This window comes from Latilactobacillus sakei subsp. sakei DSM 20017 = JCM 1157, from assembly GCF_002370355.1.
GTDB lineage: Bacteria > Bacillota > Bacilli > Lactobacillales > Lactobacillaceae > Latilactobacillus > Latilactobacillus sakei.
This window is the reverse complement of sequence record NZ_AP017929.1, coordinates 1,368,314-1,380,877: the sequence shown is the minus strand read 5'-3', so window position 1 is coordinate 1,380,877 and position 12,564 is coordinate 1,368,314. Positions and strand designations below refer to the sequence as shown.

General features: G+C 42.2%; 12 protein-coding genes. 2 read left to right on the top strand and 10 right to left on the bottom strand.

Annotation, left to right across the window (positions count from 1 at the left end; genetic code table 11):
* Positions 1 to 7 precede the first annotated feature (7 nt).
* The 4 genes from LEUCM_RS06930 to LEUCM_RS06915 all read right to left on the bottom strand — a co-directional run bounded on the left by LEUCM_RS06930 (position 8) and on the right by LEUCM_RS06915 (position 5,106).
* A complete protein-coding gene (locus LEUCM_RS06930) occupies positions 8 to 2,533 on the bottom strand; it encodes an AAA family ATPase (RefSeq protein ID WP_056936417.1) in 2,526 nt (841 codons plus the stop codon).
* Positions 2,534 to 2,535: 2 nt separating this feature from the next.
* On the bottom strand, positions 2,536 to 3,006 hold the full coding sequence (locus LEUCM_RS06925; protein WP_025015740.1) for a MarR family winged helix-turn-helix transcriptional regulator: 471 nt from the start codon (positions 3,004 to 3,006) through the stop codon (positions 2,536 to 2,538).
* A 101-nt stretch (positions 3,007 to 3,107) separates the two neighbouring features.
* Entirely contained in the window at positions 3,108 to 3,947 is an 840-nt protein-coding gene (locus LEUCM_RS06920) for a YitT family protein (protein WP_025015739.1), read from the bottom strand.
* 130 nt (positions 3,948 to 4,077) lie between these two features.
* Entirely contained in the window at positions 4,078 to 5,106 is a 1,029-nt protein-coding gene (locus tag LEUCM_RS06915; RefSeq protein ID WP_035145850.1) for an SDR family oxidoreductase, read from the bottom strand.
* Positions 5,107 to 5,218: 112 nt separating this feature from the next.
* Between LEUCM_RS06915 and LEUCM_RS06910 the strand changes: the two genes are divergently transcribed.
* The gene (locus LEUCM_RS06910) at positions 5,219 to 5,788 is read left to right on the top strand and encodes a TetR/AcrR family transcriptional regulator (RefSeq protein ID WP_025015738.1); all 570 of its coding nucleotides are present in this window, start codon (positions 5,219 to 5,221) and stop codon (positions 5,786 to 5,788) included.
* Positions 5,789 to 5,831: 43 nt separating this feature from the next.
* Here the strand turns inward: LEUCM_RS06910 and uvrC are convergent, their stop codons facing one another.
* The 3 genes from uvrC to LEUCM_RS06895 all read right to left on the bottom strand — a co-directional run bounded on the left by uvrC (position 5,832) and on the right by LEUCM_RS06895 (position 9,877).
* On the bottom strand, positions 5,832 to 7,610 hold the full coding sequence (gene uvrC, locus LEUCM_RS06905) for an excinuclease ABC subunit UvrC (protein WP_016265206.1): 1,779 nt from the start codon (positions 7,608 to 7,610) through the stop codon (positions 5,832 to 5,834).
* 79 nt (positions 7,611 to 7,689) lie between these two features.
* Complete coding sequence (locus tag LEUCM_RS06900) at positions 7,690 to 8,421, bottom strand: amino acid ABC transporter ATP-binding protein (protein ID WP_016265207.1); 732 nt, start codon at positions 8,419 to 8,421, stop codon at positions 7,690 to 7,692.
* On the bottom strand, positions 8,414 to 9,877 hold the full coding sequence (locus LEUCM_RS06895) for an ABC transporter substrate-binding protein/permease (RefSeq protein WP_035148462.1): 1,464 nt from the start codon (positions 9,875 to 9,877) through the stop codon (positions 8,414 to 8,416). The genes LEUCM_RS06900 and LEUCM_RS06895 overlap by 8 nt, the downstream gene beginning before the upstream one ends.
* A gap of 134 nt (positions 9,878 to 10,011) precedes the next feature.
* Here LEUCM_RS06895 and LEUCM_RS09915 point away from each other — a divergent pair, with 134 nt between their 5' ends.
* Positions 10,012 to 10,164 carry an SPJ_0845 family protein gene (locus tag LEUCM_RS09915; protein ID WP_011374758.1) on the top strand — a complete coding sequence of 51 codons (153 nt, stop codon included), beginning with the start codon at positions 10,012 to 10,014 and terminating at the stop codon, positions 10,162 to 10,164.
* 74 nt (positions 10,165 to 10,238) lie between these two features.
* Here LEUCM_RS09915 and LEUCM_RS06890 read toward each other — a convergent pair whose 3' ends face one another.
* From LEUCM_RS06890 to clpX, 3 genes are all read right to left on the bottom strand, one after another.
* Complete coding sequence (locus tag LEUCM_RS06890; protein ID WP_011374759.1) at positions 10,239 to 10,532, bottom strand: nucleoside triphosphate pyrophosphohydrolase family protein; 294 nt, start codon at positions 10,530 to 10,532, stop codon at positions 10,239 to 10,241.
* Positions 10,532 to 11,131, bottom strand: coding sequence for a ribosome biogenesis GTP-binding protein YihA/YsxC (yihA, locus tag LEUCM_RS06885; protein WP_011374760.1), 600 nt, complete (start codon positions 11,129 to 11,131; stop codon positions 10,532 to 10,534). Before yihA ends, LEUCM_RS06890 begins: the two co-directional genes overlap by 1 nt.
* A 146-nt stretch (positions 11,132 to 11,277) precedes the next feature.
* The gene (clpX, locus tag LEUCM_RS06880; protein WP_011374761.1) at positions 11,278 to 12,531 is read right to left on the bottom strand and encodes an ATP-dependent Clp protease ATP-binding subunit ClpX; all 1,254 of its coding nucleotides are present in this window, start codon (positions 12,529 to 12,531) and stop codon (positions 11,278 to 11,280) included.
* Positions 12,532 to 12,564: the final 33 nt, after the last annotated feature.

The following is a 12,564-nucleotide window of genomic DNA, read 5'->3' as shown; positions in this document are numbered from 1 at the left end:
AGCGCTTTTAATGGCTATTTAGTTGAAACTTTTTAAAATGCGCCCGAAGATAACTTAACGTTAAGCTTTCAGTCTGTGAAGCGACCAATTCAGATGGCGTCCCACTAGCCATCACTTGACCACCTTGGCTACCGCCTTTTGGGCCTAAATCAATTAAATAATCAGCATTCGTCATCAAATCAAGGTCGTGGGTAATCATAATCACCGTTGCGCCTTTGGCTTTTAATTGATTAATAACGCCCATCAAGGTTTCCACATCCCGTGGATGCAAGCCAACAGATGGTTCATCGAAGACGAATAACGTCCCGGCTCGTTTTTTATTCAAATGCGTCACTAGCTTTAGCCGTTGCGCTTCGCCACCTGAAAGACTCGGTGTACTTTCACCAAGGTGCAAATACCCTAAGCCGATCTCTTTGAGAATCTTAAGTTCTTTCAAGATATTGGGCACATCCGCAAAAACGGGTATTGCTTCTTCTACTGATAAGGCCAATAAATCCACGATACTGTAACTATGCCACTTAATTACCTCAATTGCCGGCTTATATCGTTTGCCCTGACATTCCGGACAAACTTCTTCCATATCTGGTAAGTATTGAATATCCAAAATAATACTGCCCAGACCGCCACAATTGGGGCAGGCGCCTTCTTTATTGTTATACGAAAAATGGGCAATCCCATAATTGTGGGCTTGTGATTCCGGTAGCCCAGCAAATAATTTCCGAAGATTCGTCATGATGTTAGTATAAGTGGCTAAAGTCGAACGCGTGTTTTTACCAACTGGTTTGGCATCAATGCTAACTACCGCTGTTAAATCCGTCGTTAACTGTGTCACCTGTTTGGGAAGTTGCTCACGCTTATGGTGGGCTTCAATCGCCGGTACCAAACTATCCAAGATTAAACTTGTCTTACCAGCCCCCGAGAAGCCAGAAACTGCCGTAATTTGATTATCTGGTATTTCAATCGTCACATCACGCAGATTAAAATACTGGCCAACCGCCATTGTCGTTCGAACACCTGAAGCTTGCGTTGCTACTTTGGGATACAAAATATTGGCCCGACCGGCGATGTATGGTCCAATTAATGATTGTGGGTCTTGCACTAAATCGGCCGGCTTGCCTTGTGCAATCACCTGACCGCCATTGCGACCCGCTGCCGGGCCAATTTCAATCACCCAGTCGGCTTGGCTAATGATGTTGACTTCATGATCAACGACCACTAATGAATTGCCTTGCGCCACTAACTGTCTGAAAATATGAATTAAACCTTCAACATTATCCGGATGCAACCCAATTGATGGTTCATCCAAGACATACAAAACACCGGTTGTTGCCGTTCTTAAGGTCCGCGCTAATTGTATTCGTTGGAGTTCGCCAGTCGATAATGTATTGCCATTCCGCGACAACGTTAAATAGTCGAGTCCTAATGACAATAATGGCTGCAACGTTTCTAATAAGTTCTTAAACAAAATGGTTGCCATTTGTTGCATCTCGTCTGGTAAATCGGCTTTAGTAGCCGTTACCCAAGTGTCTAATGCCCCTAGCGTCATATCAGAAACTGCCGCAATATTTTGCCCGCCAACGGTTTGCGTTAGTAGTTCGGGATTGAGCCGTGTCCCGTGACATGTTGGACAAGTTGAAAAATGAAAAAAAGAATTGACCTTGGCCATCGCACGATCACTTTTGACCGATTTCAAAGATTCATAAACGGCGTCGTAGGCATTTTCATAGAGTGTATTTTCCGTACTAAAGACGCGACCGGTTGATGTGTGAAAATCGACCGCGTATTTATTCCGCTTACCATGCAAGACGATTTCTTTTTCCTTGGCCGTCAAATCTTTATAAGGGACATCAATTCGAACCCCGATATGTGCCGCGACCGTTGGCATAAAGTTCCGACCTGGTAAACGCCAAGAAGCGATTGCTCCGTCTTCAATACTAAGATTTTCATCCGCAATGATTTTGCGATCATCTAGCGTTTGAACTTGTCCAGTCCCATGACATTCTGGACAGGCACCTGCTGAATTAAAAGCGAAATCCTCAGCCGATTTAGCCATAAATTGCACCTGGCATGTTGGACAGGTAATAACGCCCATTTTATCGCCAGCTAAATCCATCGCTTGCGCAATCTTTAAACTAGGTTGAATCTCATGCCCGTTTGGACAACGCGTCGTGCCTAAGCGTGAAAAAATTAACCGCACACCATTAAAAATTTCACTCATCGACCCCACTGTCGACCGTTCTGATGGGACACTGGGGCGTTGTCGTAATGCAATTGCCGATGGAATATGCCGGACTTCTTGCACTTGCGAGCGTTTATTCTGCGTGATACGCCGCCGTGTGTAAGTCGAGAGCGCTTCTAAGTAACGCCGTGAGCCTTCCGCGTATAAAATGCCCATCGCCAATGAACTTTTACCCGATCCTGAGGGCCCCGAAATCGCGACAAATTGGTTCAAAGGAATATCGACATTAATATTTTTTAAGTTATTGACGTTACCGCCCCGCACTTCAATCTGCGTTGGTTGTTTAACTGCCATGATTAACCTTCTTCTTTTTTAGATTGACGGTTAAAAGTCGCCGCTTCTGCTTCTAAATTTGCTAAAATCCGTTCCAAATAACCATCAACGGCTGTTACTTCCGCATCGGAAAAGCCTTTATAAAAAACGGCACTCAATCGTTGACTAACATCATCCCCGACACTTTGTTGCGCCGCACCAAGCGGTGTTAAATCAAAAACACGCTTACGCTTGTCAACTGGCGATTGTTCGCTAATCAATAATTGCTGTTTTTCAAGCCGATGAAGCATTAGCGACAAACTACTATTAGCCAAACCAGTAACTTGTGCCAATTCCGTCGCCGTTTGCGGATGGCGGTCCCACAACGCCGACAATATTTTACCTTGTTCCGCATTATAGCGCGCCCGCTGATCCGCCAATAGATAGCGATTAAATAGCCGCGTATTCAACAACCGAATCTTCAAGGTTAAATAACCGCCTCTTTTAGTTTTCATCCTAATAACCCCTTATTTGTTTTGATATCAACATTATTTATATATTACTATATAAAACTAATTTTAGCGACTAAAAAACATCATGGGTACCCACGATGCTTCTATAGTAACTGTTTTAATTGTTCCGCTTGCACACTACGGACTTCTTCTACAACCACCAACGCTTTGACATCGATTTGTGAGACAACCGGTACCAAAGTGGCGAGTTGTTTCGCCGTACAAATGGCATATAACATCGGCCGCTCATTTTGGCTGTAATAACCTTGAGCCTTGATAATTGTAATGCCTTGTTGAAACTGCGTCGACAACGTTTCAGCAATCGTTTCGTATTGATCTGAAATAATTGTTACCGCACGTTTAGCCCCAAATTTAGCCAATAGTTTATTCAAAACCACTGCTGATAAATAGAGTTCAATAATCGTTAAGAGCATATTTTGAAAACCGATAATCAAGCCCGACGGAATGGCGACAATTAAATCGAAAAAGAGCATCGCAGAGCCATTCGGGATTCCTAAATAGCGGTTAACGATCTTCGCCAGAATCGTGCTACCGGCAATTGTCCCTTGGCAATGAATAATAATTGCCATTGCAATCCCCATCAAGACGCCACCAATCACCGTTGGAATTAAGGTTTGCGTTGTATGATAGCCGATAAAATGCGGTAGCTTTAAAAAGAGCGAAATCCAGATTACCGCCCAAACAGAATACCAAATCGTTTGACGCTCAAGGTATCTAAAGCCAATCACCACTAATATGCCGTTTAAGATTAGATTCGTAAAGGCCGGCGGAATCGCAAGTGCATAATACCCAATCGCGGTGAGTCCGGTCACGCCGCCCTCACCGATTTGATGGGGAATCAAGAAATCGTTAATGGCGATGGCATAAATAAAGGCCCCAATGATAATGCCCAGTCCGTTTTTTAAAATTGTTTTTTTCTGCATTTGTGTCACTTCCCGTTCCAAATTAACATAAGCGTATCATACATCGGGGGCTGGATAAAAGGGGCATTTTAGATTAACTTGAAACCGCCAAAAAACGCCACAGGGATTGCCCAGTGACGTTCACCAATCTTTATTTAATAATACCTAAATCGATCATCGATTGACCGGTTGCAATAATCGAATCTGCTGCCGATCTTGGTTGCCAACCTAAAAGCTTTTTAGCTTTTTCATTACTTGTATCGGCGTATTTACCCACTAAAGTCGCTAACATTCGTAAATCCGGTTTGAAAGTCGCTGCTAGCTTAATAACACTATTGGGAATTGTCTTTTGCGGTAATCGACTTGCATATTGTGGGAAAGCACCGCGTAAGACATCGGCCACTTCTAACATAGATAATGTTTCACCAGTGGTTGCTAAGAAGCGTTCGCCATCTGCTTGTGGCGCAGTCATCGCTAATAGGTGTAAACTCGCAACATCACGGACATCGACGTACCCTGATTTTACTTGTGGCACAGCCTTAACTTGGCCATTTAACAGTTGTTCAACTTGCACGTTTGAATGCGAATAAACGGATGATAAAACAGGGCCCATCACACCAACTGGGTTGACAGCTGCTAGTGATAAGCCTTGCCCTTCAGTTTTAATGAAGTTCCAGGCCGCCTGTTCAGCTAACGTTTTCGATTTTTGATAAGGATGAATATTTTTAGCACTTAAATCTGACCAGTCGGCTTCAGTGTAAGGCGTTTGTTGATTAGGATGCCCCGCACAGATTGCCCCGTAAGCAGAGGTTAACACGACGCGCTTAACATTCGCATCGCGAGCGGCTTTTAAAACCATTAAGACACCATTCACTGCCGGATTAATCATTTCAGATTCATCCTTGAAATTTAATTTAGGCGTTGGTGAGGCCACATGCATGACGTAACTGACCCCAACCATCGCAGCCGGCCATTGCTCTGGATGTTGCAAGTCGGCTTCCACGAACGATAAATCTTCAATATTGGTAATCCCGTTTGCTTGCATGCTAGTGACAATCCGTTGACTCTTAGCCATTGAACGCACCGTTGTCCGAACGGCGTAGCCCTGTTCTAATAATTGTAAAATAATATGTGATGCAATAAAACCACTACCACCAGTTACTAATACTAATTCTTTCATCTTCAATTCCTCGCTTTCGTTACACTTGTAACATCTATGGCTTTATATTAAAATAAAAGACGTTCACAAACAAGCGATTCATCAGCATCTGTGACAGAAAGGCGGAATTGTTATGGCAGCAACTAACCATGCCCAAGCAATCAAACAAGATTCCCAAGAATACCTCACTACCGCATTATTACAACTCCTAGAGGCCCATCAATTTGAAGATATTACGGTCACCCAAGTCGTGAAACGTGCCGGTGTCAGTCGAATGGCTTTTTACCGCAACTTTGATTCACTCGAACAGGTCTTAATCGATTATTTTACACCCATTATCGAAACACACTTCAAGGCCGTCTTACAGCAACAATCCGCGGAACTTAAGTTAGCGGCCCTCTCGACATTTTTTATCGAATTAGAAGCGACTCTGAAACTGGCGGCCAAACGCGGTTTCGAACCGATCGTCCGCGACGTCTTCACGGACAATATTCAGCAATTTTATCAAACAATTGACCCCTGGCGGTCACTGGATGCGATTCGGCAAAAATATTACGTGCAATTCATGGCGGTTGGTGTCTACCAAATTTGGCGTGATTGGTTACTGGGCGGACAAAAAGAATCCTTATCATTTATTCATCAACTATTAGCAAATTTACAACATCATATGGACCTGGCTGTTAGCCAACCATTAGCGGATTAAAAAACGTTAGGCTAGACAATAATTTGTCTAGCCTAACGTTTTTTTATAGTGACAATTTAATGGTTTGCGCAACTGTCTTCGAGATTCCGAGTGCTTCAAGTTCTTCAACAGACGCATCTTTAATATGCTTCATCGAGCCAAAATTCTTCAAGAGTTTCGTCCGCGTTTTCGGACCAACCCCCTTGATATCATCTAACTTAGAACTCAACGAATTCTTACCACGCAACTGACGATGAAAACTAATCGCAAAGCGATGGACTTCATCTTGAATTCGCGTCAATAAGTAAAAGCCCTGACTCTTAGGATCAAGCTGAATCGTTTGATCGGCTTCACCAAATAATAACGAAGCTGTTTTATGGTGATTATCCTTAACCATCCCCGCAACTGGAATTGTGAGCCCTAATTCGTTTTCTAAGACGTCTTTGGCGGCATTGAGTTCAACTACCCCACCATCCATTAAAATTAAGTCAGGCAGCGCTTTGCCCTCTTTTAACAAGCGTGAATAACGGCGATAGATCACCTCGCGCGTATTGGCATCTTCGTTGGCGCCGGCGCGCTCTGCCGTCTGGGTTAATTTATACTTCCGATAAAGCTTCTTCTCAGCGCGGCCATCAACAAATGTGACCATCGCCGACACCGGATCGGTCCCTTGAATATGCGAATGATCGAATGCTTCGATAACATGACCATGGGGTAAGCCGAGTGCATCCATAATTTCATCTTGCGCACCAACCGTCTTGCGATTATCGAGTTCCAATAAGCGGAACTTTTCTTCTAATACCAGACGGCTATTTTTTTGCGCCATTTCCATCAAGGCTTTTTTCTCTCCCCGTTGTGGCGTTCGAATCGGTACTTGCAAAATATCGGATAAGACTTGTTTTTCGATGCCATCTGGCACGAGAATTTCTCGTGGTAACACATTATTCTTACGGTTATACCATTGGAGAATAAAGGTCGCCAATTCTTCTTCCGGCGTATTCACACATGGAAAGAGGCGTTTTTCCCGCCGAATTAAACGTGCTTGGCGAATAAAGAAGATTTGAATCGACAACCAGCCTTTATCCATGTAAAAGGCAAATAAATCACGCGGTGTATGATCGTTAGAAATAATCTTTTGTTTTTCAACGGTTGCTTCAATATAGCGTAATTGATCACGCAACTCAGCGGCCCGCTCAAATTGCATCTCCTGGGCGGCCGTCGCCATTTTCTCTGTTAAATCCTTCTTAACATTGTCAACTTGCCCGTTTAAAAAGCGTTTAATTTTCTTAATCTGTTCGGTATAGGCTGCTTCTGGTACTTCCTGGAAACAAGCACCCAAGCACTGCCCCATATGATAGTACAAACAAGGGCGGCCTTGATGGCCCTGACAGCGCCGTAAGGGGTAAACACGTTGCAAGAAGCGTAAAGTCTCCTGAGCCGCATAAACGTCCGGATACGGGCCAAAATAATAGCCACCATCTTTTTTGACATCGCCAGTAATCAATAAGCGCGGATCACGTTCATTGGTGATCTTGATGTACGGATAGCCCGTCCCCCGTTTTAACTTGATATTAAAGTAGGGTTGGTGCTTTTGGATTAACGTAATTTCCAACAAAAAGGCCTCTTTATTTGTCGATGTAATGATTGTTTCAAAATCGACAATTTCAGAGACCAATTTGGCCGTCTTACCTTCGTGGCTACTCTTAAAATATGAGCGGACCCGGTTCTTAAGATTCTTGGCCTTCCCCACGTAGATAATCTGTGCGTTAATATCTTTCATCAAATAACAGCCTGGTAAGGCTGGTAATAAGGCTAATTTATGTTCGATATGTTCACTTGCCAAAAACACCACTCCTTTAATCCAAAACAAGTGTTCGTTCCTATATTTTACGTGTTTTTGGCTAAAATGCAACTATCGACAATTATTGCGCTAAAATTTTGGCTAGGAATTGTTGGGTCCGTTCTTCTTGCGGATGTTCGAAAAGTTGCGTTGGTGTCCCTTTTTCAACGATTTGGCTATCTGCCATGAACCAAACTTCATCAGCTACTTCCCGTGCAAAGCCCATTTCATGGGTAACAACCACCATTGTCATGCCTTCTTGTGCCAAATCTTGCATCACCTTCAACACTTCACCCACCATTTCTGGATCGAGCGCTGAGGTTGGTTCATCAAATAATAAGACATCTGGTGACATCGCAAGTGCTCTAGCAATAGCAATCCGTTGCTTTTGACCACCTGACAGTTGGTCACTATAAGCATCGGCCTTATCGGCTAATCCAACCCGTTCTAACAACTGTTGTGCTTTTTTTGTTGCTTCTTCTTTTGATTGACGTTTGACCTTTTGTGGTGCGAGTCTTAGGTTATCTAAAACCGTTAAGTTGGGGAACAGATTGAAGTTTTGGAAAACCATCCCCATCTTAGTCCGCATTTGGTCCAATTGTTTTTCAGAGAGACTCATCAAGTCGGTCCCTTCAAAAAGAATTTGACCACTCGTTGGTTCTTCTAACCGGTTCAAACACCGTAATAAGGTACTCTTCCCACCACCTGAAGGGCCGATGACAACGATCACTTGACCCGCTTCAACATCACCACTAACCCCGTTCAAAACAAGGTTATCGTCATATTTTTTAACTAATTGATTAATTTTAAGCATGTTGCATCTTCCTTTCAATATGGTTGAGTAGTTTCGAAAGACTAAAGGTTAAGATAAAGTAGATGACCATTGCGACAAAGATTGGTGCAACCCCTTTGTAGGTTGCTGATTGAACCACTTTTAATTGGTAAATCAAATCCGTCACACCGATAATTGAAACGATTGAACTTTCCTTGATTAATGAGATAAATTCGTTGCCTAAGGCTGGCCAGATGTTCTTCAAAGCTTGTGGTAAGATGATATACCGCATTGTATCGTGTTGTGAGAGCCCCAAACTTCTTGAAGCTTCCGTTTGACCAGCGTCAATCGCGTTGATCCCTGAACGAATAATTTCTGCGACGTACGCAGCACTGTTAAGCGAAACGGCAATCACGCCAGCGAATAAAGCTGGAATATTAACCCATAACCCAATCCCGAAGTAGACAAACATGATTTGAATCATCAATGGTGTGCCCCGGACGAATTCGATATACATCACGGCTAGGCTGTGGAATAGTTTATTCTTAGAAAGTCTTGCAAAGGCGAGTACAACCCCAATGAAGATCCCGATAATGATTGAAATAATTGTAATGAATAAGGTATAACCAATCCCTTTAGCGAAATAAGACCAGTAGTGCCACATACTTGTATTGTGCGTGTTCGTTTTCATCAAACTACCCGCACTCTTTAAATATTGCGGAATTAATTTTTGTTGCTTAATTTGAGCGATACTCTTATTAGCGGCAGCGACTAAAGTTGGTGAGTTCTTTGGAAATGCAATCGCTGAACCTTGCATATCTGCCCCTAAGTTAAATTTACCGTCGATTTGAACTAATTCAGGATCATTGCTGGCATAAGCAGTTGCCACTGGTTCTTCGGCCACAATCCCGTCAATTTTATGACTCTTAAGTGCTAATACTAAATCGGGTACTTTTGTTAAACCTGTAATCTGTGCATTTTTAATTTGTTTTTTAGCTAATGTTTGTTGGAGACTCCCAGTTTGGACCCCAACCTTCTTACCGATAAAACTATTTTTTGATTTATAAATCTTGGCGTCGGCCTTATTGACGAGGATCGATTGACCACCTAAGTAATAGACATCCGAGAAATCGACACTCTTAGTCCGTTCATCAGTTGGTGACATCGCTGAAATTACCATATCGACCTTGCCAGTTTCTAGACCAACTAACAACGCGTCAAAATCCATTGACTTGATCACTAACTTAACGTGTAAATCGTCAGCAACCTTTTGTGCAACGTCAATATCCATCCCAACGGTTTTATTTTTGCCGTTTTTATTCACTAAAAATTCATACGGTGCATAATCTGGGCTTGTCCCCAACACTAATGTCTTCTTAGCTTGAACGCGACTAACCGTCTGCCCCGCGGCTGATACAGCTTGGTTATTCCCCACTAATAGCGCTACCAGCAAGGCTAATGGTAGTAAAATGAATGCTAAACTTTTTTTGATAGTCATTTGATCCCCTCCTATGATGTTTTTCATAATACACTACTATAAATATTTATGCAATATTTATTTATAAATTAAGAATAATTGGCGAACTGATTTTTATCTGGTATGATAGACTCACATCAGAAAAGAGGGATATTATGGGCTTAAAAGTAACACGTCAAACAGATTTAACTAGTTTATTCGACAAATTTGCATCAATTCCCGGCGATCGGGAAAAAATGGCAGCTGAAGTTGAAGAAACGGCTGAAAAATTAAAAGAAACGGAATCAAAGACAACTAAAAAAGAATAATCAAAAAGAGGTGCGGACAAAATTACTTTGTCCGCACCTCTTTTTTAATACCTGACTCATAGCCCACGCTTTAATTATTCTGCGTGTCGTTCTGGATAACGTTCTTTAAGCTTTTCAATATTTTCTTGTGCTACTTTTTCAAAGTCGACGTTATTCCATTCAGCAATCTGTGATAGATACCAGAGTACATCACCAATCTTCTTGGTAAGTACCTGTTCATCTAGTTGGTGGCCTTGGAATGTATATTTTTTGACAATATCCACGACTTCGCCACTTTCGCTAGCTAAACCTAATGCCAAGTTCGTTAAAACTTGTTCATTACCATATAGCGTTCTGTTCGCTAATTTTTGGTATTCATTAAATTCCATTAACGACGACCTCCAATATCACATTGTTGTTCGATCCATTCCCAGACAGTATCCTTACCAGCACCAGTCAACGCACTGAAGCAGACAAACTTATCAACTGGGTTAAAATCAAGTGCCTCTTTAATGATCTTTTCTTGGCGATTCCATTTCCCAGTTGAGATTTTATCCATCTTAGTAGCAACCACTAAAACTGGAATATCGTAATACTTAGCGAAGACATACATTGCGATATCGTCATCAGTTGGTTCATGACGACCATCGATCAATGAAATTAAGCCGCGTAAATTATCCCGATTAGTGAGATAAGCCTCGATAATTTGCCCGAATTTTTCCCGTTGTTTCTTAGAAACCTTCGCATAGCCATAACCAGGCACATCGACGAAATAAAGTTCATTTTCAACACGGTAGAAATTTAGGGTTTGCGTCTTCCCTGGCTTACTAGATGTCCGTGCGTAACTCTTACGATTAATTAACTTATTAATCAAAGAAGATTTACCGACATTTGAGCGGCCAGATAACGCGATTTCAGGTAATTGGTCAGTGGGGTACTGCGAAGCAGCTACCGCACTCATCACCATTTCAACTTCATGTACTTCCATAATAACCTCCGATTATTTCCTTCGAATGCTAGTTTAGCATAAATAAATAATTATTGCGCCGTTGACTTATTTTCAAATCCATGTTTACGGCACCCTTATGTAAAAAAAGTTGCCGGGTCGATTACGCCCCGACAACTTCATAGTCATTATGACGCTTCTTGACCATCAGCTAAGAAAAGTTGTGGTTTAGCAGTGCCATCAACGGCTTCTTTTGTCACTAAGACTTTGACAACGTCTTCGCGACTTGGTACATCAAACATCATATCCATCATGACTTCTTCGATGATTGAACGGAGGCCACGCGCACCGGTATTACGTTCAATTGCAAGGTGAGCAATCGCATGTAATGCTTCTGGCGTGAATTCTAGTTCAACATCGTCTAAAGCCATCAATTTACTATATTGTTTAACTAAGGCGTTCTTAGGTTCCGTTAAGATCCGAACTAAGTCGTCTTCAGTTAATTTTTCAAGTGCAGCCGTGATTGGAATCCGACCAATGAATTCAGGGATAATCCCAAATTGCATTAAATCTTCCGTCACGATTTGTTGCATCAAGCTTTGATTTTCATCAACCGCTTGGCCAGCTTTGCTACCAAAACCAATCGTCTTTTCACCTAATCGGTTTTTAACGATTGTTTCGATGCCATCGAAGGCCCCACCAATAATGAATAAAATATTAGTTGTGTCGATTTGAATCAATTCTTGTTGTGGGTGCTTACGTCCGCCCTGAGGTGGCACGCTAGCAATTGTCCCTTCAAGAATCTTCAAGAGTGCTTGTTGCACCCCTTCACCAGAAACATCACGGGTAATTGAGACGTTTTCGCTCTTCTTGGCAATCTTATCAATTTCATCGATATAAATAATACCCCGTTCAGCGCGATCAACATCAAAATCAGCGTTTTGCAAGAGCTTCAAGAGAATATTCTCAACATCTTCACCAACATAACCGGCTTCCGTCAACGTCGTGGCATCCGCAATCGCAAATGGGACGTTAAGGATCCGTGCTAAGGTTTGGGCTAAGAATGTCTTACCTGAGCCAGTAGGCCCGATTAAAGCGATATTACTCTTTTGAAGTTCAGTATCACCTTTTTCGGCAACTGTCATTTGGTTAACACGTTTGTAATGGTTATAAACGGCAACTGAGAGCGCCTTTTTAGCTTCTGTTTGACCAATGACATAATCATTTAAAATTGCAAGAATTTCGCGTGGTTTTGGTACTTCTAATAAGTCATTAACAGCTTCATCTTTAAATTCTTCATCGATAATTTCTTTACAGAGATCGATACATTCATTACAGATATAAACACCAGGGCCGGCCACAATCTTCTTTACTTGATCTTGTGATTTACCACAAAACGAACAAGTAACAGGGCCATTCGTTGTTTCTGTATCATCTAACATACTGGGATTCTCCCCTTCCTATACATCTATCAT